The 23,874-nt window shown below is 66.6% G+C and carries 24 protein-coding genes and 1 tRNA gene; 9 read left to right on the forward strand and 16 right to left on the reverse strand.

What is annotated here, in order from left to right:
- Positions 1 to 20: 20 nt before the first annotated feature.
- The 5 genes from LXN00_RS07395 to pfkA all read left to right on the forward strand — a co-directional run bounded on the left by LXN00_RS07395 (position 21) and on the right by pfkA (position 3,520).
- On the forward strand, positions 21 to 650 hold the full coding sequence (locus LXN00_RS07395) for a glycerophosphodiester phosphodiesterase (RefSeq protein ID WP_234506919.1): 630 nt from the start codon (positions 21 to 23) through the stop codon (positions 648 to 650).
- 10 nt (positions 651 to 660) lie between these two features.
- Positions 661 to 1,188, forward strand: a complete 528-nt coding sequence (locus LXN00_RS07400) for an inorganic diphosphatase (protein WP_234506921.1) — start codon at positions 661 to 663, stop codon at positions 1,186 to 1,188.
- Positions 1,189 to 1,261: 73 nt separating this feature from the next.
- The gene (locus LXN00_RS07405) at positions 1,262 to 1,756 is read left to right on the forward strand and encodes a TFIIB-type zinc ribbon-containing protein (RefSeq protein WP_234506923.1); all 495 of its coding nucleotides are present in this window, start codon (positions 1,262 to 1,264) and stop codon (positions 1,754 to 1,756) included.
- 1 nt (position 1,757) lies between these two features.
- Positions 1,758 to 2,555 (forward strand): 16S rRNA (cytidine(1402)-2'-O)-methyltransferase, encoded by a 798-nt coding sequence (gene rsmI, locus LXN00_RS07410; RefSeq protein ID WP_234506924.1) that lies wholly within the window; start codon positions 1,758 to 1,760, stop codon positions 2,553 to 2,555.
- Positions 2,552 to 3,520: a 6-phosphofructokinase gene (gene pfkA / locus LXN00_RS07415; RefSeq protein ID WP_234506926.1), complete on the forward strand. Its 969-nt coding sequence runs from the start codon at positions 2,552 to 2,554 to the stop codon at positions 3,518 to 3,520. The genes rsmI and pfkA overlap by 4 nt, the downstream gene beginning before the upstream one ends.
- Here pfkA and LXN00_RS07420 read toward each other — a convergent pair.
- Genes LXN00_RS07420 through LXN00_RS07435 form a run of 4 tightly spaced genes read right to left on the reverse strand, consistent with a single transcriptional unit; the run spans position 3,488 to position 8,056 of the window.
- The gene (locus tag LXN00_RS07420) at positions 3,488 to 3,961 is read right to left on the reverse strand and encodes a sodium/proton-translocating pyrophosphatase (protein ID WP_234506928.1); all 474 of its coding nucleotides are present in this window, start codon (positions 3,959 to 3,961) and stop codon (positions 3,488 to 3,490) included. The two genes, pfkA and LXN00_RS07420, sit on opposite strands and share 33 nt — an antisense overlap.
- A 9-nt stretch (positions 3,962 to 3,970) precedes the next feature.
- Positions 3,971 to 6,319: a phenylalanine--tRNA ligase subunit beta gene (gene pheT, locus LXN00_RS07425; RefSeq protein ID WP_234506930.1), complete on the reverse strand. Its 2,349-nt coding sequence runs from the start codon at positions 6,317 to 6,319 to the stop codon at positions 3,971 to 3,973.
- Complete coding sequence (pheS, locus tag LXN00_RS07430; RefSeq protein ID WP_234506932.1) at positions 6,316 to 7,371, reverse strand: phenylalanine--tRNA ligase subunit alpha; 1,056 nt, start codon at positions 7,369 to 7,371, stop codon at positions 6,316 to 6,318. The genes pheT and pheS overlap by 4 nt, the downstream gene beginning before the upstream one ends.
- A gap of 25 nt (positions 7,372 to 7,396) precedes the next feature.
- Positions 7,397 to 8,056: a DUF5639 domain-containing protein gene (locus LXN00_RS07435; RefSeq protein WP_234506934.1), complete on the reverse strand. Its 660-nt coding sequence runs from the start codon at positions 8,054 to 8,056 to the stop codon at positions 7,397 to 7,399.
- A gap of 105 nt (positions 8,057 to 8,161) precedes the next feature.
- Between LXN00_RS07435 and LXN00_RS07440 the strand changes: the two genes are divergently transcribed.
- Entirely contained in the window at positions 8,162 to 8,509 is a 348-nt protein-coding gene (locus tag LXN00_RS07440; protein WP_234506935.1) for a phage holin family protein, read from the forward strand.
- Here the strand turns inward: LXN00_RS07440 and LXN00_RS07445 are convergent.
- The 4 genes from LXN00_RS07445 to LXN00_RS07460 all read right to left on the reverse strand — a co-directional run bounded on the left by LXN00_RS07445 (position 8,506) and on the right by LXN00_RS07460 (position 11,096).
- On the reverse strand, positions 8,506 to 8,937 hold the full coding sequence (locus LXN00_RS07445) for a CBS domain-containing protein (RefSeq protein ID WP_234506937.1): 432 nt from the start codon (positions 8,935 to 8,937) through the stop codon (positions 8,506 to 8,508). The two genes, LXN00_RS07440 and LXN00_RS07445, sit on opposite strands and share 4 nt — an antisense overlap.
- Positions 8,938 to 8,986: 49 nt before the next feature.
- Positions 8,987 to 9,793, reverse strand: coding sequence for a universal stress protein (locus tag LXN00_RS07450; protein WP_234506940.1), 807 nt, complete (start codon positions 9,791 to 9,793; stop codon positions 8,987 to 8,989).
- A gap of 9 nt (positions 9,794 to 9,802) precedes the next feature.
- On the reverse strand, positions 9,803 to 10,936 hold the full coding sequence (locus tag LXN00_RS07455) for an MFS transporter (RefSeq protein ID WP_234506942.1): 1,134 nt from the start codon (positions 10,934 to 10,936) through the stop codon (positions 9,803 to 9,805).
- Between the two features lie 83 nt (positions 10,937 to 11,019).
- A tRNA-Arg gene (locus tag LXN00_RS07460) sits at positions 11,020 to 11,096 on the reverse strand.
- Between the two features lie 44 nt (positions 11,097 to 11,140).
- On the opposite strand from LXN00_RS07460, the gene LXN00_RS07465 reads away from it, so the two are divergent.
- Both LXN00_RS07465 and LXN00_RS07470 read left to right on the forward strand, forming a co-directional pair.
- On the forward strand, positions 11,141 to 12,946 hold the full coding sequence (locus tag LXN00_RS07465) for a peptidylprolyl isomerase (RefSeq protein WP_234506944.1): 1,806 nt from the start codon (positions 11,141 to 11,143) through the stop codon (positions 12,944 to 12,946).
- Positions 12,947 to 13,001: 55 nt separating this feature from the next.
- Positions 13,002 to 14,576 carry a phosphoglucomutase gene (locus LXN00_RS07470; protein WP_234506946.1) on the forward strand — a complete coding sequence of 525 codons (1,575 nt, stop codon included), beginning with the start codon at positions 13,002 to 13,004 and terminating at the stop codon, positions 14,574 to 14,576.
- On the opposite strand, the gene LXN00_RS07475 is transcribed toward LXN00_RS07470, so the two are convergent.
- Genes LXN00_RS07475 through LXN00_RS07485 form a run of 3 tightly spaced genes read right to left on the reverse strand, consistent with a single transcriptional unit; the run spans position 14,573 to position 17,627 of the window.
- Positions 14,573 to 15,415, reverse strand: a complete 843-nt coding sequence (locus tag LXN00_RS07475) for a carbohydrate ABC transporter permease (RefSeq protein ID WP_234506949.1) — start codon at positions 15,413 to 15,415, stop codon at positions 14,573 to 14,575. The two genes, LXN00_RS07470 and LXN00_RS07475, sit on opposite strands and share 4 nt — an antisense overlap.
- The gene (locus LXN00_RS07480) at positions 15,412 to 16,287 is read right to left on the reverse strand and encodes a carbohydrate ABC transporter permease (RefSeq protein WP_234506951.1); all 876 of its coding nucleotides are present in this window, start codon (positions 16,285 to 16,287) and stop codon (positions 15,412 to 15,414) included. The genes LXN00_RS07475 and LXN00_RS07480 overlap by 4 nt, the downstream gene beginning before the upstream one ends.
- Before the next feature lie 50 nt (positions 16,288 to 16,337).
- Positions 16,338 to 17,627: an ABC transporter substrate-binding protein gene (locus LXN00_RS07485; protein ID WP_234506953.1), complete on the reverse strand. Its 1,290-nt coding sequence runs from the start codon at positions 17,625 to 17,627 to the stop codon at positions 16,338 to 16,340.
- Positions 17,628 to 18,226: 599 nt separating this feature from the next.
- Here LXN00_RS07485 and LXN00_RS07490 point away from each other — a divergent pair.
- Positions 18,227 to 19,825, forward strand: coding sequence for a 30S ribosomal protein S1 (locus LXN00_RS07490; protein WP_234506955.1), 1,599 nt, complete (start codon positions 18,227 to 18,229; stop codon positions 19,823 to 19,825).
- Between the two features lie 62 nt (positions 19,826 to 19,887).
- On the opposite strand, the gene LXN00_RS07495 is transcribed toward LXN00_RS07490, so the two are convergent.
- From LXN00_RS07495 to LXN00_RS07515, 5 genes are all read right to left on the reverse strand, one after another.
- Positions 19,888 to 21,150, reverse strand: coding sequence for a cytochrome b (locus tag LXN00_RS07495; protein ID WP_234506958.1), 1,263 nt, complete (start codon positions 21,148 to 21,150; stop codon positions 19,888 to 19,890).
- Positions 21,151 to 21,159: 9 nt separating this feature from the next.
- The gene (locus LXN00_RS07500) at positions 21,160 to 21,789 is read right to left on the reverse strand and encodes a ubiquinol-cytochrome c reductase iron-sulfur subunit (protein ID WP_234506960.1); all 630 of its coding nucleotides are present in this window, start codon (positions 21,787 to 21,789) and stop codon (positions 21,160 to 21,162) included.
- 8 nt (positions 21,790 to 21,797) lie between these two features.
- Complete coding sequence (locus tag LXN00_RS07505) at positions 21,798 to 22,280, reverse strand: cytochrome C (protein WP_234506961.1); 483 nt, start codon at positions 22,278 to 22,280, stop codon at positions 21,798 to 21,800.
- Between the two features lie 8 nt (positions 22,281 to 22,288).
- On the reverse strand, positions 22,289 to 23,014 hold the full coding sequence (locus tag LXN00_RS07510) for a c-type cytochrome (RefSeq protein ID WP_234506963.1): 726 nt from the start codon (positions 23,012 to 23,014) through the stop codon (positions 22,289 to 22,291).
- Between the two features lie 85 nt (positions 23,015 to 23,099).
- Complete coding sequence (locus LXN00_RS07515) at positions 23,100 to 23,864, reverse strand: sugar phosphate isomerase/epimerase family protein (protein WP_234506964.1); 765 nt, start codon at positions 23,862 to 23,864, stop codon at positions 23,100 to 23,102.
- Positions 23,865 to 23,874: the final 10 nt, after the last annotated feature.

Consider the following 23,874-nt stretch of genomic DNA (forward strand, 5'->3'; position numbering starts at 1 on the left):
CCCCATTGTATACTCCCCCCGTGCCCTTGCGTTTAGGCCACCGCGGCGCCCCCCACCTTGCCCGGGAGAACACGCTAGAGGCCTTTCGGAAAGCCTTGGAGGCGGGGCTGGATGGGTTTGAGCTGGACGTCCAGTTCACCCGGGACGGGGTCTTGGTGGTCCACCACGACTTCTCCTTGGACGGGGTCCCCTTGGCCCAGCTTAGCCGGCGGGAGCTGCCCGCCTATGTGCCCACCCTGGAAGAGGTCCTGCGGGCCTTTCCCGGGGCCTGGATCAACGTGGAGCTAAAAAGCCTTCCCCCTGAAACCGATGGCCGGGAGGAGGCCCTGGCCAGGCTCCTCGCCCGCTATCCCTCGGGGAGGCTTTGGGTGAGTTCCTTTGACCCCTTGGCCCTGGTGCGCCTAAGGCGTCTTGGGGTGGGCCCCTTGGGCCTCCTCTATGAGCGGGAGGAGGCGGAGGCCCTGGCCCCTTGCCTGGGGGTGGAATGGCTCCACCCCGAGGCCTCCCTCCTCACCGAGGAGAGGGTGCGGGCGCTCAAGGGCCGTTACCGCCTCCTCGCGTGGACGGTGAACGAACGCTCCCGGGCCCAGGCCCTGGCCCGCTGGGGGGTGGACGCCCTGGTGGGGGACTTCCCCGAGGCCCTCGTATAATGGGGGGGCTATGGCGAACCTGAAGACCCTCCCCGTGGGCGAGAAGGCGCCGGAAGTGGTGAACATGGTCATTGAGGTTCCCCGCGGCTCCGGGAACAAGTACGAGTACGACCCCGAACTTGGGGTCATCAAGCTGGACCGGGTCCTACCGGGCGCCCAGTTCTACCCCGGGGACTACGGCTTCATCCCCTCCACCCTGGCCGAGGACGGGGACCCCTTGGACGGCCTCGTCCTCTCCACCTACCCCCTCTTGCCCGGGGTGGTGGTGGAGGTGCGGGTGGTGGGCCTCCTCCTCATGGAGGACGAGAAGGGGGGAGACGCCAAGGTTATCGGGGTGGTGGCGGAGGACCAGCGGCTAGACCATATCCAGGACATCGCCGACGTTCCCGAGGGGGTAAAGCAGGAGATCCAGCACTTCTTTGAAACCTACAAGGCCCTCGAGGCCAAGAAGGGCAAGTGGGTCAAGGTCACGGGCTGGCGCGACCGGGCCGCCGCCCTGGAGGAGGTTAAGGCCTGCATCGCCCGCTACGGGAAGTAAGCCTCCCACGCCCTTTCCGCCCGGCCCCCGGGGCCGGGCCTTTTGCGGCATAGAATGGCCCTAGGAGGGGTTTATGGTCTGCCCGGTGTGCGGGGAAACCCTGGACCTAGAGGGGTACGAGGCGGGGGATCTTTTGGACTGCGAGGCCTGCGGGGCCGTTTTGCGCCTCCTTTCCGACGGCACCCTGGAGGTGGTGGAGCTTCCAGAGGAGGAGAAGGAGCCCCTTTGGGGTCTTTCCGCCTACGGCGAGGGGGAGGAGGCGGTCTTGGTCTTTTCCGATGGCACCTTGGAGGAAGAGGTGCGGGTGCCCAAGGCGGCGCTTGGGGATGCCCTCCGCCGCCTGGAGGAAGGGGTGGGGGAAGAGCCCCCGAAGGAGGCGGAGGACGAGCCCAACCTGGAGCCCGATTACCTCACGGTCCACCTGGAGAGCGACCAGGGCGTCTTGGCCCTAAGAAGGGTGGTCTTCCCCGGAGCCCAGGACCTCCTGGAGTTCACCCTTCCCTCGGGCTCGGTCTACGAGCTCCCCTTCCGCCAGGTCCTGGCCCTTCTGAGGCCCATCCTCCTCTAGCGTGCGCCTCGTCCTCGTTCCCACCCCCATCGGCAACCTGGAGGACATCACCCTCCGGGCCCTAAGGGTGCTGAAGGAAGCGGAGGTGGTGGCCTGCGAGGACACGCGGCGCACGGGGCTCCTCCTCCGCCACTACGGCATCCCCACCCCCACCCTGAGGCTAGACCAGCACACCCTGGGCCGGGCCAAGGACCTCCTAGCCCCTTATACCTACGTGGCCTACGCCACGGACGCCGGCACCCCGGGCATCTCCGACCCCGGGGCGGAGCTGGTGCGCCTGGCCTTAGAATGGGGCTGGCGGGTGGAAGCGCTTCCGGGCCCCACCGCCCTCATCCCCGCCTTGGTGGCCTCGGGCCTGCCCACCCACCGCTTCACCTTTGAGGGCTTCCTGCCCAAGGCGGGGAAGGAGCGCAAGGAGAGGCTTTTAGCCCTAGCCCGGGAAGGGAGGACGGCGGTGCTTTACGAAAGCCCCCATCGCCTGGCCAAGACCCTCCAGGACCTCGTGGAGGTCTATGGCCCCGGGCACCCCGTGGCCGTGGCCCGGGAGCTTTCCAAGGTGCACGAGGAGATCTTCCGGGGAACCTTGAGGGAGGCCCTGGAGCGCTTCCGGGAGCCTAGGGGGGAGTTCGTCCTGGTCCTCGGGCCCAAGGCGGGCCCGCCGCCCATGGGGGAGGCCTTGGCGCGGGAGCTCCGGGCGGAGGGGCTTAAGGGGAAGGCCCTGTTCCAGGCCCTTCGGGAGCGGGGGGTTCCCCGGAACGAGGCCTACCGGCTTTCCATGGAGGAGGTGGAGGAGGGATGAGGCGCATCGGGGTTTTCACCAGCGGGGGGGACGCCCCCGGCATGAACGCCGCCATCCGGGCGGTGGTGCGGCAGGCCTACGCCTTGGGGATTGAGGTCATCGGCATCCGGCGGGGCTACGCCGGGATGATCCTAGGGGAGATGGTGCCCTTGGGGGTGCGGGACGTGGCCAACATCCTGCAACGGGGGGGGACCATCCTCCTCACGGCCAGGAGCCAGGAGTTCCTCGCCCCTGAGGGCCGGGCCAAGGCGGCGAGGAAGCTTCTGGAGGCGGGGATTGAGGGCCTGGTGGCCATTGGGGGGGATGGCACCTTCCGCGGGGCCATGCGGCTCATGGAGGAGCACCGCATCCCCGTGGTGGGGGTGCCCGGCACCATTGACAACGACCTCTACGGCACGGACTACACCATCGGCTTTGACACCGCCGTGAACACCGCCCTCGAGGCCATTGACCGCATCCGCGACACGGCGGCGAGCCACGAGCGGGTCTTCTTCATAGAGGTCATGGGGCGGAACGCCGGCTTCATCGCCTTGGACGTGGGCCTGGCGGGGGGTGCGGAGGTCATCGCCGTGCCCGAGGAGCCCGTGGACCCGAGGGCCATCGCCGAGGGGCTTCTGGAGTCCCAGCGGCGGGGCAAGTCCAGTTCCATCGTGGTGGTGGCCGAGGGGGCTTACCCTGGAGGGGCGGCGGGGCTTCTTGCCGCCATCCGGGAGCACGTGGCCGTGGAGGCCCGGGTCACGGTCCTCGGCCACATCCAGCGGGGCGGGAGCCCCACGGCCAAGGACCGGATCCTGGCAAGCCGCCTGGGGGCGGCGGCGGTGGAGGCCCTGGCCGCCGGGACGAGCGGGGTCATGGTGGGGGAGGTGGAGGGGGAGGTGGAGCTCACCCCCCTCAAGGAGGCGGTGGAAAGGCGCAAGGACATCAACCGCTCGCTACTTTCCCTTTCCCGGGTGCTGGCCCTCTAGGGCCAGGGCCTTGCGGAGCCAGGGGGTGCTCCAGGCCAGGCGGAAGGCCTCCCGGGCGAAGGGGCTTTGCGCCACCCCTTGGTAGATGGGGGTGGGGAGGGTGGCGGCGGGGTAGCGGAGGGTTCCCGCCCCTGTCCTTTCCCAGGGGTAGCCCGTCCAGAGGCTTAGGGCGAGGAAGAGGCCCAAAAGAAACCCCCCGAGCGTGCCCAAAAGGGCCTCGAGGCCCCGGGAGAGGCGGGGCAGGGGTAGGCTCTTGCCCAATAGCCCCGCCCCCAGGCCCAGGGCCAAGGCCACCCCCCACCCCGAAAGCCCCAGTTGGGCGAGGAGGACGTAAAGCGCCAGGCCCGCCCCCATGAAGCCCATCACCACCCCACCCCGGAAGCCCAAGGCCAGGCCCAAGGCCAGGCTGAAAAGGGCCAGGAGGTCCACCCAGGTGAGCATGGATAGAGTCTACCCCCTTATCTCCCAGCCCCGCTCCCGCACCGCCTGGAAGACCTGGGCCATGGCCTGGTCCACTTCCTCGTCGGTGAGGGTGCGTTCGGGGTGGCGGAAGCGCAGGTGGAAGGCCAGGCTCTTGGTGCCGGGCTTGAGGGGCGGCCCCTGGTAGAGGTCAAAGAGGGCGAGGCTTTCCAAATAGGGCCCCGCCGCTTCTAAAAGGGCCCGCTCCACCTCTAGGTAAGGGGTGGCCTCGGGCACCACCACCGCCAGGTCCCGCAGGGCCAAGGGGTAGCGGGAAGGGTCTTGGAAGCGGAAGGCCTTCTCGGGAAGGGGCAGGCGGAGCTCAAAGACCCAGGCCCGGGGAAGCTCCAGCTCCTTTAGCACCTCAGGGTGGACCTCTCCCAGAAAGCCCCGCTCCTCCCCCTGCAAAAGGAGGCGGCCCGAGACCCCAGGATGGAGGAAGGGGTAGGGGTGGGCCTCCACCTCCGCCCTTAGACCCAGCCGGGCGAAAAAGGCTTCCAAAAGCCCCTTGAGGAGGGGGTAGCCGGAAAGCCTTTCCCCAAAAGGAAGCCCCACCCCGTCGCCAAAGAGGAGGCCCGCCAGGTGGGTTTCCTCCCGCACCAAAGCCCCTTCCACCCCGTAGACCCGGCCCACCTCAAAGAGGAGGGCCCTTTCCGGCTTGTCCAGGGCCAGGTTCTCCTTCAGGACCTTGAGAAGGCCGGGGAAGAGGTGGGTGCGCAGGGCGGCCTTCTCCGGGCTCAGGGGGTTTAGGAGCCGCAAAGGGGGTGGGGGAAGGCGGAAGCGGGGGGCCTCCTCGGGGTCAAAAAAGCTATAGGTGTAGACCTCCTGGAAGCCGAGCCCCGCCAAAAGCTCCCGCAGGCGGCGTTCCCTTTGGTAGGGCCTGCCCACCCCCCGGTTGTCGGGGGCGGGGAAGAAGGCGGGGAGGGAAAGGGGGATGGTCTCGTACCCCTGGATCCGGGCTACCTCCTCCACCAGGTCCTCCTCGAGGGTGAGGTCCAGCCTGCGGCTTGGCGGCGTCACCCGGTAGGGGCCTTCCCCCTCCACCCGGCAGCCCAGGCGCCTCAGGATGGCGAGCTGCTCCGCCTCCGGATAGGCGGTGCCCAGGAGGCGGTTGGCGTAGTCCGGGCGGAAGGGGATGGGTTTGGGGGGCGTGGGGTTTCCCGCCTCGAGGATCCTCTCCGCCACCCTGGCCCCCGCCAGGGCCTGGAGGAGGCTTAGGGCCCGCTTTTGGGCGGGAAGCTGCCCCAAGGGGTCCACCCCCCGCTCAAAGCGGTGGCTGGCCTCGGTGCGAAGCCCATGGCGCCGGGCGGTCTTGCGGATGGAAACGGGGTCAAACCGGGCCACCTCTAAGGCGATGGCCTCCGTGTCCGCCCGCACCTCGCTTTCCGCCCCGCCCATGACCCCGGCAAGGCCCAAGGGGAAGCTCTCCTCCCCCCGGTAGCCGGCGATGACGAGGTCCTCGGGGTGGAGGGTCCTTGCCACCCCGTCCAGGGTGCGAAGCCTCTCCCCGGGCCTTGCCCGCCGCACCAGGATGCCCTCGCCAAGGAAGCGCAGGTCAAAGGCGTGCATGGGCTGGGCCCTTTCCAGCATCACGTAGTTGGTCACGTCCACCACGTTGCTGATGGGCCGCATCCCCGCGGCGAAAAGGGCCCGTTGGAGCCAAAGGGGGCTTGGGCCCACCTGGAGCCCAAAGGCGTAGCCCAGGGTGAAGTGGGGGGCGCCTTCCGGGTCCTCCACCCTAAGCCCGAAGGGGAGGGGCACGGCCTCCGCCTTCAGGTCCGCCTTGGGCTCCTCCAGGGCGTAGCCCAGGGCGTGGAGGTCGTAGGCCAGGCCCAGAAGCCCCAGGGCGTCGGGGCGGTTGGGGGTGACCTCGAGGTCCAACACCACCTCCTCGGGCCAGGCCTCCGCCAAGGGGGTGCCGGGGGGGAGGGCCTCCCAGGGGAACTCCAAAAGCCCCCCGCCGTACTCCCCCACCCCGAGCTCCTTGGGGGAGAGGGCCATGCCGAAGGAGACCACCCCCTGGATGCTCCTTTCCCCGATCCGCATCCCCCCAAGCTCGGTGCCGGGAAGGGCCAGGGCCACGCCGATGCCCTGCCGGGCGTTTTCCGCCCCCGAGACCACCTCCACCACCCTCCCCGCATCCAGCACCAGGCGCTTGAGCCCCGTGCCGGGGATGGGGCTTGCCTCCAGCACCCGGGCGAAGACCACGCCCTTGGGGATGGAGAAGATGCGCTCTATCCGGTCCGTCTCAAACCCAAGCCCCGCTAAGCGCTCCTCCAGGACCTCGGGGCTTTCCAGCTCGGGCACGTATTCCTTAAGCCAGGAGAAGGGCACCCTCATAGAACCCCCCTAAACTGCTCCAGGAACTTAAGCCTTCCCCCGAAGAAGTAGCGGATATCCGGGATGCCGAAGCGGAGCATGGCGAGCCTTTCCACGCCCAGGCCAAAGGCGAAGCCCGTGACCCCCTGGTAGGCCGGGGGGAGGCCCAGGCGCTCCCTGTAGGCGTCCACCGCCTGGAAGACCTTGGGGTGGACCATCCCCGCCCCCCCAAGCTCCAGCCACTTCCCCCCTTCCGGCCACCAGACGGCGAACTGGGCCCCGGGCTCCACGAAGGGGAAGTAGACGGGTTGGAAGCGCACCCGGGCCTCAGGGCCGAAGAGGGCCTGGGCGAGCTCTAGGATGGCCCCCTTCAGGTGGGCCATGGCGATGCCCTCCCCCACCACGAGCCCCTCCAGCTGGTGGAAGACCGCCTCGTGGGTGGCGTCCGTCTGTTCAAAGCGGAAGACCCGCCCGGGCACCACGATGCGGAAGGGGGGGGTGTGGGCCACCATGTAGCGCACCTGCATGGGGGAGGTGTGGGTGCGGAGAAGAAGCCTCCCCTCCGCCTCCTCCCCCAAGGGGCCCGGCACCCGGTAGCTCCCTTCCAGCCAGAAGGTGTCCCACATGTCCCGCGCTGGGTGGTGCTCGGGGATGTTCAGGGCGTCAAAGTTGAAAAGCTCGCTCTCCACCTCGGGGCCCTCCACCGCCTCGTAGCCCAGGGCCTGGAAGATGCCCACGAGCTCCCGCTCCATCAGGGTGATGGGGTGGAGCCCCCCGGGGAAAAGCCGCACCCCCGGCAGGGAGACGTCTTGCCTCTCCCGCTCCAAAGCCTCCCTTAGGGCGGCTTCCTCTAGCGCTTTTGCCCGTTCCTCTAGCGCTTTCTCCAGGGCTTCCTTGAGGGCGTTGAGCTCCTGCCCCCGCCTTTTCCTTTCCTCTAGGGGGAGGTGGGCCAGGGCCTTCATGGCCTCGGTGAGGAGGCCTTTTTTGCCCAGGTACCGGGCTTTCAGGGTTTTTAGGGCCTCGAGGTCCTCTGCCTCGCGGATGGCGGCCAGGGCTTCTTCCAGCTCCCGCATCCCCTAGAGGATACCCCGAAAGCCCCTAGAGGGAGGCGGCGAGCCTTTGGAAGAGGGCCGGGGCCTCGGGGGCCTCGCCCCCGTCCCGCCAGGCGAAGCGGAGGTCCTTTAGGGGGCCTTCCCCGACCCCCATGCCCCGGGGGAAGAGGGGGCGAAGGTCCAAGGGCCCCGCTTCCTCCCCGCCAAAGGCTTCCTGGAAGCGGGCCACCTCCTTCTCGTGGCCGAAGTGGTAGGCGTAAAGCCACCAGGCCTCGCCCTCCTTTAGGGCGAAGAGGAAGCGGGGGGAAGGGGAAAGGGCGGGGAACTCCCCTAAAAAGGGGCGGCGGAGGAACAGGGAGGCCCGCCCCGGCCTTAGGCGGAAGACCACCTCCAAGGCCTCCCCTAGGAGGCCGAAGCTTCCCACGAAGGGGCGCACCAGGTCGTACCCCTGGACGTTTTTCACCACCACCCCCCCGGCCCGCACCACCCGGCCCTTGGGGGTGCGGAAGGTGAGGCCCAGGACCTCGGCGGGGAAGAAGAAGTTCTGGGCGAAGCCCCCCCGGGCCACGAGCCCTCCCACCCCCCCGGGGAGCTCCACCGGGGGAAAGGGGGGGTAAAGGCCCGTGCCCTCGAGGGCTTCGTGGACGGCGAGGAGGCCTACCCCCGCCTCGGCCACCAGGTACTGGTCGGCGGCGTGGAGCTTCATGAGGCTATGGTGCCAATTCTCCGCATCCACGTCCAGGGTTTTGGAAGGCGGGCCTTGCGCAGGGAAGCGGCTTGGAGGCCAAGGCCCCTTTGCTAGGCTAAGGGCATGCGCGGGCTTTTGGCGAGGCTTCTCCTGAACACCTTGGCCCTTTGGCTCGCGACCCTCGTTTACCCGGGGGTCCGGTTTGACCCTGGGGCGGGGCTTTTGGACTACCTGGTGGCGGGGGCCATCTGGGGGCTCGCCAACGCCCTCCTAAGGCCCATCCTCCTCTTCCTCACCCTGCCCCTCAACCTCCTCACCCTAGGGCTTTTCACCTTGGTGGTGAACGGGGCCGTGCTCTACTTGGTGGCGGAGGCCACGGCGCTTTCCGTGAAGGGCTTCGGCGAGGCGGTGGTGGGCGCTTTGCTCCTCTCCCTGGTAAGCCTCGTCCTCAACTGGCTCTTTCGGGACTAGCGGTTTTCCATCACGTAGCGGGAGAGCTCCCCGATGAGCACCTCCTGCTCGCTGATGATGGCCTTGACCACGTCCCCGATGGACACCACCCCCACCACCTTGCCCCCCTCCACCACGGGCAGGTGGCGCACCCGGTGCTCGGTCATGAGGCGCATGGCCTGGGACAAGTCCGCTTCCGGGGCGATGGTGACGGGGTTTGGCGTCATCACCTCCCCCACCCGGGTGTCCTTGGAGAAGCGGCCCAGGAGAACCAGCTTGCGGGCGTAGTCCCGCTCGGAGAAGATGCCCAAAAGCTTTTCCCCTTCCATGACCAGAAGGGCACCGATATCGTGCTCGGCGAGCTTTCTTAGGGCCTCCAGCACCGTGGCCTCGGGGTGGATGGCGTAGACCTCGCTCCCCTTACGGAGCAACACCTGGCGTACCGTCATGGGACCCCCTTTCCCTTTAGGGGTCCATTATACCAAGGGACCCTACCCCTTATCGCACGGTGAGGACCGGGCCCACGGCGTGGCGCACCACGTACTCCGCCGTGCTCCCCAGCACGAGCCGCCGCACCGGGGCTCCCAGGGCCAACAGGTCCTCCGGGCCCTGGAGGGAAAGGAGGTGCTCCGCCGGGTCGCCGGAAAAGGCCAAGGCCTCGGCGGGGATGCCCTGGTCCTTGAGGTAGGTTTCGGCCTCGAGGGCCCAGGCCGAGGCCTGCACCGGGTCGTCGTGCACGCTCACCACCCGCACGGCAAGCCCCAGGGGCTTGGCCAACTGGGCCAGGGTGTGCAGGGCGCGCACGGCGCTTTCCGATGCGTTGTAGCCCAAAAGGGCCCCCGTGAGCTCCACGTAGTCCACGGGGGCCAAAAGCACCGGGGTGGGGGAAGCCCTCAGCACCCGGTCCACGGTGCTCCCTAGGCCAGCGAAGCTTCCCCCGTGGGCCTCCCCGCTCCGCCCGAGGACGAGGAGATCGGCGGTGCGGGCGTGGCGGAGGATGGCTTCGTGGGGAAGCCCGGTTTCCATAAGGGTTTCCACGGGGATACCCGCCTCCTGGGCGCTTTGGGCCAGGCGGGCGAGGAGGGCCTCCCCTTTGGCAGTGAGGGCCTTTTCCAACTCCTCCCGGTAAACGGGCACGGGGATGGTGAGGGCGCCGAAGTCCAAAAGCTCCGGCACCCGCACGAGCCGCACATCCCGCACGAAGAGGATCACCAGCTTGGCACCGAGCTTGTAGCCAAGCCACTCCGCCAGCACCTCCGCTCCCCGGGCCTGGGGGGAGCCATCCGTGGCCAAGAGGATTCTCATAAAGCCATCTTACGCTTCCTGGGGCCTCACCCCCCGCACCCTCCGGGCGAGCTCCCAGGCGGGCAGGAGGAGGGCCCCCAAGGCCAAAAGGACGGGCATCACCCCAAAGCGCTCAATCAGGTGGCCGATGGGGGCGTAAAAAAGCCCGGCGAAGCCCCAGGTGAAACCCATGAGAAGGCCGGAAACCGTGGCGGTCTGGGTGGGCTCTAGCTCCTGGGCCAAGGCCACGGCCACGGGGATGCCGGCGTTCATCAGGGCCCCCGTGAGGGCGAGGAGCACCAGGTAGAGGGGGTTTTCCGGGGGCAAAAGGAGAAGGGCTAGGTAGAGGGGAAGGCCAACGCTCAGGGTGCCGGTGAGCACCGCCTTGCGCCCGAAGCGGTCGGAAAGCGTACCGCCCAAAAAGGCCCCTAGAGTGGCGGAAAAGCTATAGACCGAAAGGCTAAAGGCGGTGTAGGCATCGGAGAGGCCCCTTTGGGCGTACCAGTAGGGCAAGGTGGTGGAAAAGCTCATGAAGACCAGGCTCCGCAAGGTGGCCATGCCCCAAAGCCGGGCCACATCCCCCCGGAAGACCCGGAGGAAGTCCTTTAGCCCCGCGGGCTTTCCCCTCTGCCGCACCGGGGGGAGGCGGAGGAGGAAAAGGGCGGGAAGAAGGGCCAAGGGGGTGAGGAGGATGAGCCCTTTCAGCCCCCAGGCCCCCACGGCGAAAAGGGCCACCAGGGGCCCTAGGGAAAGCCCCAGGTACCCGGCGGAGCCGAAGAAGGAAAGCCAAAAGCCCCGCCTGTGGGCCGGGGCGAACTCCCCCACGAGGCTCGCCCCCGAGGCGTGGAACAGGGCCGAACCCAGCCCCGCAAGGCCCAGGACGAGGAGGAGGGCCTCAAACCTAGGCCAAAGCCCCAAGGAGCCCATCCCCAAGGCCACCAACACCGGGCCCAAGGCGGCGAGGAGCCTCCGGTCCACCCGGTCGGCCACCAGGCCGGCGAAGGGCTGCAGGAGGCTTCCCGTGAGGGAGTAGACGGAAACGAGAAGCCCCGCCGTGCCCAGGCCCACCCCGAAATGGGCCATGAGCTTGGGCAAAAGGGGGGTGAGGAAGTTGGAGAAGAGGTCGTTTACCGTGTGAAGCCAGGCGAGGAGGAGGGGCAACACCCCTCCATCCTAAACCCGTTTCTCACGGGAGGTGTGCTAAAATCCCTTCGTGCTACGGGCTTTCCGGGGTGGAAAAAGAAAAATGGCGCGCCCGAGAGGACTCGAACCTCTGACCTTCGGCTCCGGAGGCCGACGCTCTATCCAGCTGAGCTACGGGCGCACTCAGCGGGAGCTATCCTAGCACGCTAAGGAGGAGGCGGTCAAGTGTTTGGCATCAACAAACGGATCATCACCATCCTCTTCGGTCTACTGGCCTTGGCCTTCGCCGTGGGGGCCATCCTCCTCTTCACCCCTCAGGCGGGGCAGCAGGTGCGGGGCAAGCCTGTGCTATGGGTGAACGGGAAGGCGGTTTACGAGCTGGACCTCCTGAGGCTCCAGGGGAACGACCCCCTCTACGCCGCCAACCCAGAGGGGCTTTTGAAGACCCTGGTGGACACCCACTTCCTGGAACAGGTGATCTTCACCGAAGCCCTGAAGCAGGACGCCGCCCGCATCCGCGTGGGGAGCGCCGAGGTGCGCAAGGAGGTGGACCGCATCCGGGAGCAGTACGGCCTGAAGGAGAAGAAGGCCTACGAGCAGTTCCTCAACCAGATCGGCTTCACCGATGCGCAGCTTAGGGGAGAGATCAAGACGCAACTCCAGATCCAAAAGCGCCTGGAGCAGGTCCGGGCCAGCGCCAAGCCCACCCCGGAGGAGGTGCGCTTCTACTTTGAGGTCCACCAGGAAAGCTACAAGGGCGAGCCCCGGGTAAAGGCGCGGCAGATCGTGGTGGACGAGAAGAAGCTGGCGGAGGAGGTCGCCGCCAAGGCCAAGGCCGGGGAGGACTTCGCCGCCTTGGCCAAGCAGTACTCCAAGGTGGGGGCGGAGCAGGGGGGCGCCTTGGGGGCAGGCCCTGGGGAAACGGAGCCCAAGCCCGTGACCAAGGTGGTCTTTCCCGAGAAGGTGGCCGAGGCGGTCTTCGCCCTCAAGGGTCCGGGTCTGGTGGGGCCCATAGAGGCCGGGGGGCGCTACTACCTGGTCAAAGTAGAGGAGTACCTCCCCGCCAAGGCCCCGAGCTTTGAGGAGGTCAAAGACCAGGTGGAGAAGGATGCAGCCCAGGCCAAAGGGAACGGGGCCCTCGAGGCCTACCTGGAAGAGCTTCGCAAGAAGGCCCAGGTGCGCTTCGCCGAGGACAGCCCCTACGCCTACGAAAACCCCGTGGTGGCCAAGGTGAACGGGCAGGAGATCCTCCTCTCCCAGGTGCTCCAGCCCGTCTTCTCCAACCAGCAGACCGCCGCCCTCATCCAGCAGGGCCTGGGGGAGCTGGCGGTGCAGTTCTTCCTGCCCCAGACCCTGGAAAGCCTCATTGACCGGGAACTCCTGGTGGAGGAGGCCAAGAAAAGCGGCAAGCCCTTCATCGGCAGCAAGGACGAGGTCGCCCAGGCCTACGTGCTCTACGCCACCCGGGACGTGACCGCCACCGAGGAGGAGGCCCGTCGCTACTACGCCGAAAACCCCGCCCTCTTCACCGTGCCCGCCAGCGCCGAGGTGATAGGGGTGGTCTTCAAGAGCGAGGCCAAGGCCAAGGCCTTCCGCGAGGCCGCCTTGAGGGGCGGGGACCTGCAGGCCCTGGCCAAGGCCCAGGAGGGAACGGTGACGGAGTACGGCACCGTGAACCCCAACCAGCTCCCCGCCATCCTGGACCGCTTGGTCTTCAAGGTGAAGGAAACCTTCCCCGAGGGGCCTTTGGGCGAGGTGAGCGAGGTGGTAAAGCTGGAGGACGGCACCTTCGCCGTGCTCCTCATCAAGAACCGCCAAGCCGAGGTCCTGAAGCCCTACGCCCAGGTGGCGGAGGAGGCCCTCGAGGGGGTGATCGCCAGAAAGCGGCAGGCCAAGGCCCAGGCGCTTATCCAGGACCTCAGGAAGAAGGCCCAGATAGAGAACCGCCTGAGCCAGGTCCTGGCCGAACTCACCCCCAAAACGGAGGAAAAGCCCAAGGAGGCTCCGCAGGAAACCCCCGCTAAGCCCTAGGCCCTGGGGGCGGTCCTGGGGGGAGGCCTCGAGCCTCCCCCTTTAAGATGGGGCCATGGATCTTGTCCAACTCCTCACCCTGTATTACGAGGAAACCCCCGACCCGCAAGACCCCCTAAAGCGGGTGGCCTTCGGCACCAGCGGCCACCGGGGGAGTAGCCTCAAGGGCACCTTCACCGAGGCCCACGTCCTGGCCATCGCCCAGGCCATCGCCGACCTCAGGGCCTCCTTTGGGGCCACGGGGCCCCTTTTCCTGGCCAAGGACACCCACGCCCTTTCCACCCCCGCCTGGGCCACGGCCCTGGAGGTCTTCGCCGCCAACGGGGTGGAGGTGTTCGTGGAGGTGGGGGAGGGGTATACCCCCACGCCCCTCGTTTCCTTAGCCATCCTGGAGCACAACGCCCGCCACGAGGCCAAGGCGGACGGGGTCCTCCTCACCCCAAGCCACAACCCCCCCGAGGACGGGGGCTTCAAGTACAACCCCCCCACGGGCGGCCCCGCCGACACCCGCATCACCAAGGCCATTGAGGCCCGGGCCAACGCCCTTTTGGCGGAGGGGCTTAAAGGGGTGAAGCGGATCCCCCTCAAAGCGGCCAAGGAAAGGGCCAAGCCCTTTGACTTCGCCGGCCTCTACGTGGAGAAGGTGAAGGAGGCGGTGGACCTCGAGGCCATCCGGGAAAGCGGCCTAAGGATCGGGGTGGACCCCCTGGGCGGGGCAAGCCTCAAGGTATGGGAACGCCTGGCGGAGGCCTACCGCCTGAACCTAGAGGTGGTGAACCCCACCCTGGACCCCACCTTCCGCTTCATGCCGCCCGACCACGACGGCAAGATCCGCATGGACTGCTCCAGCCCTTACGCCATGGCGGGGCTTTTGGCGCTGAAGGAGCGGTTTGACCTGGCCATCGGCAACGACCCTGACGCCGACCGCCACGGCATCGTCACGCCCCGGGGCCTCATGAACCCCAACCACTACCTGGCGGCCGCCGTCCACCACCTCTACACCACCCGCACTTGGCCAGGGGCCAAGGTGGGCAAGACCGCCGTGACCAGCGCCCTTCTGGACCGGGTGGCCCAAGCCTTGGGCCGCGAGGTCTACGAAACGCCCGTGGGCTTTAAGTACTTCGTGGAAGGGCTTCTTTCTGGGTGGCTCGGCTTTGGCGGGGAGGAAAGCGCCGGGGCGAGCTTCCTGCGCTTTGACGGGAGGCCCTTCTCCACGGACAAGGACGGGATCCTCCTCGGGCTTCTTGCCGCCGAGCTCCAGGCCAAACGGGGCGAGGCCCCAGACCGCCTTTACGAGGCCCTCGCCGAGGCCTTGGGCCGGCCCCATTACGCCCGCAAGGACTTCCCCATCGCCCCGGAGGCCAAGGCCCGTCTGGCCCAGCTTTCCCCGGAGGAGATCCAGGACAAAGAGCTCGCCGGGGAGCCCATCCTCCAGGTGCTCACCCGCGCCCCCGGAAACGGGGAGCCCCTGGGGGGCCTAAAGGTGGTCACCCAAAGCGCCTGGTTCGCCGTAAGGCCGAGCGGCACCGAGGACGTGGCCAAGGTCTACGCCGAAAGCTTCCAGGGAGAAGCCCACCTGGAAGCGGTGCTCCAAGCCGCCTTGGAACTCCTAGAGCGGGCCTTGGCCTAGCCCTTCACCGCTCCCGCCGTGAGCCCCGCCACGATGCGCCCTTGGAAGATGAGGACCAGGACCACCAGGGGCACCGTGACCACCACACTGGCCGCCATGATGGAGCCCCAGGGGATTTCAAAGGGCGTGGCCCCGCCGAAGCTGGCGATGGCAGGGGGCACGGTCTTCACCGCATCCCCCACGGTGAAGGTGAGGGCGAAGAGGTACTCGTTCCAGGCGGCGATGAAGGCCAACAATCCCGTGGTCACCAGTCCGGGCCCGGTGAGGGGGAGCATCACCCGAAGGAGGGTCTGCAAGGGGGTAGCCCCGTCCACGTAGGCCGCCTCCTCCAGCTCCCTGGGAAGCCCCCGGAAGTAGCCTACCAGCACCCACACCGTGAAGGGCAGGGTGAAGAGGAGGTAGGTGAGGATGAGGCCCAGGTGGGTGTTGAAAAGCCCGGTTTGCCTTAGGAGCATGAAAAGCCCCCCCAGGACCGAGATCTGGGGAAACATGGTCATGGCGAGGACGATGTAAAGCACGGCGTTTTTGGGGGGGAAAGGGAGCCGGCCCAAGGCGTAGGCGGCCAGCACCCCAAGCACCAAGGAGAGCAGGGTAGCCCCTCCGGCCACGATGAGGGAGTTTAGGAGGTTGCGGCCAAAGTTGGCCTGGAGGAAGACGTTTTTGTAGTGCTCCAGGGTGAAGGGAAGGGGCAAGAAGCTCGGATCGGGTGAAAAGAGGGCATCCGAGGGCTTGAAGCTGGAAATCACCGCCCAGTAGAAGGGGAAGACGCTGTAGACCACGATGAAGACCACCAGGAGGTAGAAAAGCCCCCGGTTCGCCACGCGCCAAAGGGCTTTCATTTGAGGGCCTCCCTTCCTAAGGTGCGCATGTAGAGGAGGACGAAGGCGAAGATGAGCGCCAAAATGGCCACGCTGATGGCCGAGCCGTAGCCCAGGTCTTGGAAGTCAATGAGGGTCTGGCGGTTGTAGACGGCCAAGGAACGGGTGGCAGGGTTCGCCCCGCTCATGACGAAGATCACGTCAAAGACCCGGAGGGCATCCAGGGTGCGGAAGATGAGGGCCACCACCAGGGCGGGGGTGAGGAGGGGCAGGGTGATGGTCCAGAACTGCTGCCAACGGGTGGCCCCGTCAATGCTGGCCGCCTCGTAGAGCTCCTCGGGAATAAGCTGGAGCCCGGCCAGGAGGAGAAGGGCCATGAAGGGTGTGGTCTTCCACACGTCCACGGCGATGATGGAGGGGAGGATGAGCTCGGGACGGGCCAGAAAGGCCACCTTCTGCGAGAGGAGGCCGAGCTTGACCCCCAAGACGTTGATGACCCCGTAGACGTCGTGGAGCATCCACTGCCACATCTTGGCGGAAACCACCGTGGGGATGGCCCAGGGGATGAGGATGGCGGCGCGCACCAGGCCCCGGCCCCTAAAGTTGGAGTGGATGACCAAGGCGATGGCCAATCCCAGGATGGTTTCCAGGCTCACGGATATTAGGGTGAACTTCAGCGTGTTCCAAAGGGCCTGGCGGAAATCCGGGTCCTGGAGGAGGAAAACGTAGTTTTCCAAGCCCACGAACTCCGGGGGCTCCACGAAGGCGATGTCGGCCTTGAAAAAGGACCAGTAGAAGACCTGGGCCAGGGGATAGCCCGCCACCAGGACCACTACCAAAAGGGTGGGGAGGACCAGGAGCCAGGCCAGGCGGACCTGCCTTTGGGTAAGCATGGCTTTAGGGTAAACCCGGGGGGCTTACCGCCCCCCGGGAAAGGGGCTTCCTACCGCAGGATGCGGCGCAGGCGGGCCTCGAGGTCCCGCACCGCCGCCTCGCCCGTCTTACGGCCGGTGAGGGCGCTGTGCACCTCGGTCCAGATGGCCTCGGAAACCTGGTTGTACTTGGCCCCGGCCACGTCGGAGGGACGGGAGACGGCGTTTTGGAAGACGGGCAGGAGGTTCCGGAACCACGGGTTCTTGGCCAAAACGTCCTTATCCGTGTAGAGGGCGGGCCGGGTGGGCAGGCGGGAAAGGCGCACGGCGTTGTCCTTCTGCACCTCGTAGGAGGCCAGGTACTTGACCAGGTCAGCGGCCTCCTTGGGGTAGCGGCTGTAGGCGGAAACCATGAGCTGCCATCCGCCCAGGGTGGCGGCGTTGGGGGCGTCGGCGGCGCCCTTGGGCAACACGGTCACGGCGAACTTGCCCCGGATGGGGCTCCCTTCCGCCTGGCCCAGGGCGTAGGCGTAGGGCCAGTTGCGCATGAAGAGGGCGTTGCCCTGCTGCCAGACGTTCCTGGCCTCCTCCTCGGCGTAGGAGGTGACGCCCTGGGGGGCGATGGTGCCCACGTAACGGCGGACCGTGTTCAGGGCCAAAGCGGCCCGGCCGTTATTTACGCTGATGGTGCCATCGGGCTCTACGATGCGCCCGCCCTTGTGGGAGTAGATCCATTCCAGGGCGTCGCAGGTGAGGCCCTCGTAGGGCTTGCCCTGGAAGACGAAGCCCCAGAAGTCCCGGTTGCCCGCCCTGCGCTCGCCTTCCATGACCTTCTGGGCCATCTGCTCCAGCTCGGCCCAGGTACGGGGCGGGTTCTGGAAGCCGTACTTCTGGAGGAGGTCGGTGCGGTAGTAAAGGATGCCGGCGTCGGTGAAGAAGGGGATGGAGGTGAGCTTGCCCCGGATGGTGTTGTTCTGGACGATGCGGGGGAAGAACTCCTTAAGCTCGGCTTCGCTAAAGTACTGCTTCAGGTCCAGGGCGTGGGGGGCCACGATGCCCGGCCAGATGACGTCAATCATGTAGACGTCCACATCGGGGCTTTTGGCCGCCCAGTACTGCTGGTAGAGGGCCAGGCGGTCGTTGGTGTCCGCGGGGGAGTCAATGTACTCCACCCGGGTGCCCGTCTTCTTCCCCCAGGCCTCCACCATCTCCTTCATCCAGCGGCCGCCCTCCCCCACGGCGGTGGAATCGCCCGCCACCCGGATGATGGGCCCCGCTTGGGCCCGCACCACGGACGGGCCCAACACCAAGCTCACCGCTAAACCCACGCCCGCCTTCTGGAGAAACTCCCTGCGCCTCATATGGAACCTCCTATGGAAGCTTTTCCAAGCAGATTTTACCCCTTGGTTCCTGGGCCGTCAACCATCCCTGCCGTCCTTCCCCCTTGGTTTCATGGAGATGCAGGCAGCGTCGCCAGACACGCAGACCCCATCAAGCGCCAATACCGATTTTGGTTGCGCCCCCCCTAGCGCTTGCCCAAGAAGTTCCCGTGCGATCTGGACCTGGCCAATCCCCAAAGCCCCACTTTGGGGGTTCCAGAGGGTACGGCTTGGCAGTGACCCGGTACCTGGCTTGTTGCGGGGGACTGAGGCTAGGGCTGAAGCTCGAGGCCCCCATGGCCTAGGCTAGGCGGACCACTCTCCCGGGGTCTTTAGGCGGGTTTACCCCTAGCCCTCCGAAGGGCACGTGGCTTCGGCTCCCTCGGGCCCGAGGGAATACGCAGGGTCAGCACCAGGCCCCTTGGCAAGGGGATGGGGGCGTGGTATAAAGGAAGGGTATGCCCTTCGGGGCCGGTTCACACGGAAGCGGGGAGTGAGGGTTCTCCCCCCTCTTTTCGTGTGGGCGAGCGCCAAAGGCGCCCGCCTTCCTCAGGAAGGCGCGTAAGGAGGATAGAGGCGGCATGGAAGAAAAGGCGACCCAGACCCCAGAAAAGACCTTCAGCATGGAAGAGGCCCTGCAGGAAGCCGAGGCCCGCTTGGAGAAGCGCGTGCGCCCCGGCCAGGTCCTGACGGGCAAAGTGGTCTTGGTGGGTTCCGAAGGCGTGGCGGTGGATATCGGCGCTAAGACGGAAGGCATCATCCCCTTCAACGAGCTCACGGAAAAGCCCCTCTCGGAAGAGGAGCTTAAGAACCTCCTCAAGCCGGGAGATCTGGTGCGGGTACAGGTGCTCAAGGTAGACCCGGAAACGGGCCAGATCCTCCTTTCCCGCAAGAAGGTGGAGGCCCAGGAGCACTGGGACCGCATCCGGGAGCTCTACGAGAAGGGCGAGCCGGTGACCGTCACGGTCAAGGAGAAGGTCAAGGGGGGCGTGGTCGCCGAGCTAGACGGCGTCCAGGCCTTTATCCCCGCCTCGCAGCTAGACCTCAGGCGCATCCCCAACTTGGACGCCTACGTGGGCCAGCAGATCCTGGCCAAGATCATTGAGTTGAACCGCAAGAAGGGAAGGGTCCTTCTCTCCCGCCGGGCGGTCTTGGAGGAGGAGCAGAAGAAGGCCAAGGAAGCCTTCTTCCAGAGCCTCCAGCCTGGTCAGGTGGTGGAGGGTACCGTGGTGGAGGTCACCGACTTCGGGGCCTTCGTCAACCTGGGCCCGGTGGACGGGCTTGTCCACCGTTCGGAGATCACCTGGGGCCGCTTCGGCCATCCCCGGGAGGTCCTGCACAAGGGGCAGAAGGTGCGGGCCCAGGTGGTGTCCGTGGACCCCGCTAAGGAGCGGGTCAACCTCTCCATCAAGGCCCTTATCCCCGATCCCTGGACCACGGTGGCGGAGAAGTACCCCGTGGGGAGCCGGGTGCGGGGGAGGGTAGTGAGCCTTACCGAGTTTGGCGCCTTCGTGGAGGTGGAGCCGGGCCTCGAGGGCCTGATCCACATCTCCGAGCTCTCCTGGACCAAGCGGCCCAAGCACCCTTCCGAGGTGGTGAAGGAGGGCGAGGAGGTAGAGGTAGTGGTCCTCCGCCTAAACCCTGAGGAGCGCCGTCTCTCCTTGGGCCTCAAGCAGACCCAACCCGACCCCTGGCAGCTCTTGGTGGAGAAGTACCCCCCGGGCACCGTGGTGAAGGGCAAGGTCACGGGGGTTACGGACTTCGGCGTCTTTGTGGAGCTGGAGCCGGGCATGGAGGGCCTGGTCCACATCTCCGAGCTGGACCACACCCGGGTGGAAAACCCCGCCGCCCTCTTTAAGAAGGGGGACGAGATGGAGGTGGTGGTCCTCAACATTGACCCCGTGGAGCAGCGCATCTCCCTTTCCCGCAAGCGGCTCCTGCCTCCCCCGCCCCCCAAGGCGGAGGAGGAGCGCCCGCGTCGGGCCAAGGGCAAGGAGGTTCGGGGGAAGCGCAAACCCTCTGGGGGCCGCCGGGAGGAGCGGCGGGAGTACGAGTACGGGGCGGTGGCGGAGTACAACCTTTACGATGCCTCCGCCGTGCCCACCGCCAGCACCAGCGTGAAGTTGGGCGACCTCTACGGGGACCTCCTGGCGAGCCTGGGTTTGGAAGAGGAGAAGTAAAACTTTTAGGGCCCCGGTTAAGGGGCCCTTAGGGCCCCCCGCTCAGGCGGGGGGCCTAAGGTTTAAAGGGCCTTTTCCGCTTCCCGCTTCCCGTAGAAGATGCGCATCAGGGTGTAGGAGAGGAAGAAGGTGAGCAAGGGGCCCCCAAGGACCAGGGTCCAAAGGACGGCGTTATTGCCCAAGAGGTAGCCCTTCTGCTGGAAGTCAATCTTGTAGCCCGCCAGGGTGCTCATGAGGAAGAAGACCAGGAGGGCCAGGATGGCGCTGGTGCGCACCGGGTGCTCGGAGGGGAGCTCCAGGTAGCGCATTTTGTCCTTGCGGGTGTCCACGAAGGGCAGAAGGAGGCCGATGAGGGCCAGGATGCCCGGCACCACCGCCCCACCGATGAACTCGGGCCCGATGGTGGCCCCAAAGAGTTTGAACTCCCAGCTGGAGGGGATGATTTGCAGGATGCCGTAGATCCAGAGGAAGTACCAGTCGGGCTTCACCGCCGGCGTGTTGGGGGTGGGCGGCCCGAAGGCCTCTACGGGGTGGGCGAGGAAAGCCCCGGCGATGATGGCCATGATGCCCACGTAAAGGGCGAAGAGGATGGTCATCATGACCATTTGCTGGGGGTACATGGGCACGCCCAGGATCTTCCCCGGGGCCACCTTCTCGGCGTAGCGGGGTTGGGTGTGCTTCTGCTTCACCATGATGGCCAGGTGGGCCCCGATGAGGGCCATGAGCAGAAGGGGAAGCCAGAGGACGTGGAGGCTAAAAAGCCGGGGGATAGAGTGGGGGGAGCCTGGGAACTCCCCACCGAACATCACCTGGGCCAGGGTACTCCCAATCCAGGGGATGGAGTTGGCGATGCCGTAGCCGATGCGGGTGGCGGTCACGGCGTAGTTATCGTAGGGAAGGGCGTAACCCGTGAAGGCGGTGACCACCGCAAGCCCCAAAAGGGCAAGCCCCACCAGGTAGTTGAGCTCCCTGGGCTTCTTGTAGGCCCCCGTGAGGAGGATGCGGAGCATGTGCAAGAAGGCGGCGGCGATCATCACGTGGGCCGACCAGTGGTGGAGGCTCCGGATCACGGCGCCGAAGGGGAGGCTGTCAATGTATAGGACGCTGGCGTAGGCGGCAGGCACCGTGCGCCCGTCGGGGAGCTTCACCTCGCGGATGGAGGGTTCAAAGTTCAGGGTGAGGAAGACCCCGGTGAGCACCAGGACCACGAAGGCAAAGAGGGTGATCTCCCCCAGGAAGAAGGAATGGTGCACCGGAAAAGCCTTCCGCAAAACCTTCTGGTAAAGCCCTGTGAGGTCTAGGCGTTCGTCCAACCACTTGTACATGCGTCCCTCCTAAACGTGGCGGCAGAAGCCTGCCTCGGCCTTGACCCCCACCTCGCCCAAGAACTCGCCGGCGGCCACCAAAACCCCGTCCTCCACCTTCAGGGGAAGCTGGGGCACGGGCCTAGGAGGCGGCCCGGCGAGGATCCTGGCCCCATGGGCGAAATCGTAAACCCCCCCGTGGCAGGGGCAGAGCCCCGCCTTTTTGTCCCCCACCCACTGGCTGATGATACAGCCCAGGTGGGTGCACACCGCCGAGTAGGCCACGATGCCCTCCACCCCGTGGCTCGCCACCTCGGGGGCAAGCTCCTCCGGAGCGTAGCGCACCACCAGCACCGTGTTCTTAGCCTCGCCGCTTTTCACCACCTTGGTCTTGAGGTCCATGGGGTAGGCGAGGACGAAGGGATCCCCCGGTTTAAGCTCCTCGGGGCGGATGGGCTTGGGCTCCCCACCCCCCTGGGCGTAGACCAGAATGTCCCCTGGCTTTAGGGGTTCCTTGTCCGGGGTGACCTCCTGCTTGGGCCGGAGGCTCGCCCCCACGTAGAAAGCGGAAACCAGGGAAAGCCCTATGCCGGTGCCGATGGCGGTCTTCAGGAAAAGCCGCCTTCTGGATGTGCGCAAGCGGATCTCGCGTTCGTCCATGCTTTACCTCACCAGGGGAACTCGCTCTTCTCCTCCTCGGTGATGACCTCGTCCCGGCCGAAGAACTTCTTGTAGATGCCAAAAAGGGCCGCCACCACCAGGCTGATGCTTCCGAAGATGAGGCCCTGGAGCCAGGTGGGGTTGTGCCCGGTCTGGGCGGAGTAGAGGATGAGGCGTACGAAGAAGCCGGACAGGGCGGTGAGGAGGAGGACCAGGATGACGCCTGCCGCCACGGGGGCGGTGGAGGGGGTGGGGAAGTGGCGGCCAGGGCGGAGTTCTACCCCTTCTAACCAATAGGAAACGAGGCCTATAAGCCCATAGAGGAGAAAGACAGCCCCGAAGGCCATGAGGCCGATCTGCCCCACGGAAAGCTCCGCTGGGGCGTGGCCTAGCAGGCGGGCAATGTGGAGCCCGTCCAGGTAGGCCGCATAAAAGAGGCCTGCGGCCAAGATCAGGGCGAAGGTGGGCAGGATGGGATCGTTGCGGTACATGCTCCCCCCTACTCCACCGGGCCGAAGTTGTTGCCGAAGCTGTTGCGGATGTAGGTGGCCACGGCCTTGAGCTCCTCCTCGCTGAAGTTGGCCCCCACGGCGGGCATGGCGCCCCGGCCGTTTTTCACCACGTTGAGGATGAGCTGGGCATCCTTCAGGTTGGGGTTCCCCGCCAGGGCCGGGAAGGCGGGGGGCATGCCCTGGCCGTTCGCCTGGTGGCAGGCGGCGCAGTGGCTCTCGTAAATGGCCTTACCCTTCTCCATGAGGGCCTGGTCCACGTTGGCTGCGGGGGCGGCGCTTTCCCCGTGGGCCTGGGCTTCTTGGGCGGGGGGCGCCACCTCGGCCACGATCTTTTCCGCGGCGGGAGAGAGGGCGAAGTAGGCCCAGATCCCGCCCAAGACCACCACCGAGGCTACGGCGTACCAGATGGGGTTGAAGCGCACAGGCTCCACGGGCAGCTCCGGCTCGCCCACCGCCAGGCGGAGCTCCACCTTGCCCGCCACTTCCCCGCCTTCGTCCAGGCCCAGGACCAGGACGTCGGGGTAGTTGTTCACGGTGAAGGGGATTTCCTTGACCTCTTGTCCTCCGCCCCGGAAGTGGGTCACGAGGCGTAGGGTGTGCTCGCCATCGGGGATCTGGCGGGTGTCCAGTTCTAGCCGGTAAGGGGGTTCCTTGAGAACCGCCAGGGGCTCCTGGGCGCCGTCTAGGTACACCTCAATCCGGTCTACGACCATTCTGCCTCCCTTTTGTGAAGCGGGGTGCAAACCCCCACTTCACCACTATAAGGGTGTGGGGGCCAGGACAGATGTCCCGCAAGGCCTAAAGAAGGAGCTCCCGAAGGCGCTTAACGCTTTGCTGGACCCCCTTCTTTCCCCCGCTCACCTCGAGGGCGGCGGTGCCGGCAAAGCCCCTGAGGTAGGGGGCGATCCTTTCCCAGGGTACGCTGGCAGCCCCCACCGGCAGGTGGTCATCCTTGCGGCCGTGGTTGTCGTGGAGGTGAAGGTGAAGGAGTTTCCCCCCCAAAGCCTCCAGGTAGCGCAGGGGGCCCGTGGGCCCGAGCTCCACCAGGGCGTGGCCCACGTCCAGGCAGAAGCCGTACTGGGGAAAGCGCTCCAAAAGGGCCCTTAGGTCCTCGGGGCCCCGGAGGAGGTCCTCTTCGGCAAGGGCCAGGTTTTCCAGGGCCACGGGGAAGGGGAGGGGGAGAAGGGCGGAAAGGGTCTTCTCCAGGGCCTCCCGGGCCAGGTCCAGGGCCATGGGGTGGCGCACGGGGATTTGGCCCGTGTGGAGGACCCCCACCTTCGCCCCCAGGGTATCCCCGAACTCCAAAGCCCGCTTAAGGCGGTCTTCCGAAAGCTTCCGGACGCTTGGGATGAGGCTTGCTGGGTTCATCTCCACGAAGGGGAGGTGGAGGGTGAAGCCCACGCCCAAGGCGCTCCCCGTGGCCTTGAGGCTTTTGGGGTCCGGTAAGGGGAGGACCTCGTGGAGGTCGTAGGCCACCTCCAGGTCCATCCCTTCCTCCGCCGCCAGGCGGAAGGCTTCCTCGTAGCCCATCTCCGCGTTGAAGGGGCTAAAGCCTATACGCATCCCGTCCATT

The organism is Thermus brockianus, assembly GCF_021462505.1.
Classification (GTDB): Bacteria; Deinococcota; Deinococci; order Deinococcales; family Thermaceae; genus Thermus; species Thermus hydrothermalis.

Coding starts and splice junctions, on each gene's coding strand:
- LXN00_RS07495 (WP_234506958.1), bottom strand. CDS start 21,150: ATGTACAAGTGGTTGGACGAACGCCTAGACCTCACAGGGCTTTACCAG.
- LXN00_RS07470 (WP_234506946.1), top strand. CDS start 13,002: ATGGATCTTGTCCAACTCCTCACCCTGTATTACGAGGAAACCCCCGAC.
- LXN00_RS07500 (WP_234506960.1), bottom strand. CDS start 21,789: ATGGACGAACGCGAGATCCGCTTGCGCACATCCAGAAGGCGGCTTTTC.
- LXN00_RS07490 (WP_234506955.1), top strand. CDS start 18,227: ATGGAAGAAAAGGCGACCCAGACCCCAGAAAAGACCTTCAGCATGGAA.
- LXN00_RS07485 (WP_234506953.1), bottom strand. CDS start 17,627: ATGAGGCGCAGGGAGTTTCTCCAGAAGGCGGGCGTGGGTTTAGCGGTG.
- LXN00_RS07515 (WP_234506964.1), bottom strand. CDS start 23,864: ATGCGTATAGGCTTTAGCCCCTTCAACGCGGAGATGGGCTACGAGGAA.
- LXN00_RS07400 (WP_234506921.1), top strand. CDS start 661: ATGGCGAACCTGAAGACCCTCCCCGTGGGCGAGAAGGCGCCGGAAGTG.
- pheT (WP_234506930.1), bottom strand. CDS start 6,319: ATGAGGGTGCCCTTCTCCTGGCTTAAGGAATACGTGCCCGAGCTGGAA.
- pfkA (WP_234506926.1), top strand. CDS start 2,552: ATGAGGCGCATCGGGGTTTTCACCAGCGGGGGGGACGCCCCCGGCATG.
- LXN00_RS07445 (WP_234506937.1), bottom strand. CDS start 8,937: ATGACGGTACGCCAGGTGTTGCTCCGTAAGGGGAGCGAGGTCTACGCC.
- LXN00_RS07480 (WP_234506951.1), bottom strand. CDS start 16,287: ATGCTTACCCAAAGGCAGGTCCGCCTGGCCTGGCTCCTGGTCCTCCCC.
- LXN00_RS07510 (WP_234506963.1), bottom strand. CDS start 23,014: ATGGTCGTAGACCGGATTGAGGTGTACCTAGACGGCGCCCAGGAGCCC.
- LXN00_RS07420 (WP_234506928.1), bottom strand. CDS start 3,961: ATGCTCACCTGGGTGGACCTCCTGGCCCTTTTCAGCCTGGCCTTGGGC.
- LXN00_RS07505 (WP_234506961.1), bottom strand. CDS start 22,280: ATGTACCGCAACGATCCCATCCTGCCCACCTTCGCCCTGATCTTGGCC.
- pheS (WP_234506932.1), bottom strand. CDS start 7,371: ATGCGGGAGCTGGAAGAAGCCCTGGCCGCCATCCGCGAGGCAGAGGAC.
- LXN00_RS07450 (WP_234506940.1), bottom strand. CDS start 9,793: ATGAGAATCCTCTTGGCCACGGATGGCTCCCCCCAGGCCCGGGGAGCG.
- LXN00_RS07435 (WP_234506934.1), bottom strand. CDS start 8,056: ATGAAGCTCCACGCCGCCGACCAGTACCTGGTGGCCGAGGCGGGGGTA.
- LXN00_RS07405 (WP_234506923.1), top strand. CDS start 1,262: ATGGTCTGCCCGGTGTGCGGGGAAACCCTGGACCTAGAGGGGTACGAG.
- LXN00_RS07440 (WP_234506935.1), top strand. CDS start 8,162: ATGCGCGGGCTTTTGGCGAGGCTTCTCCTGAACACCTTGGCCCTTTGG.
- LXN00_RS07475 (WP_234506949.1), bottom strand. CDS start 15,415: ATGAAAGCCCTTTGGCGCGTGGCGAACCGGGGGCTTTTCTACCTCCTG.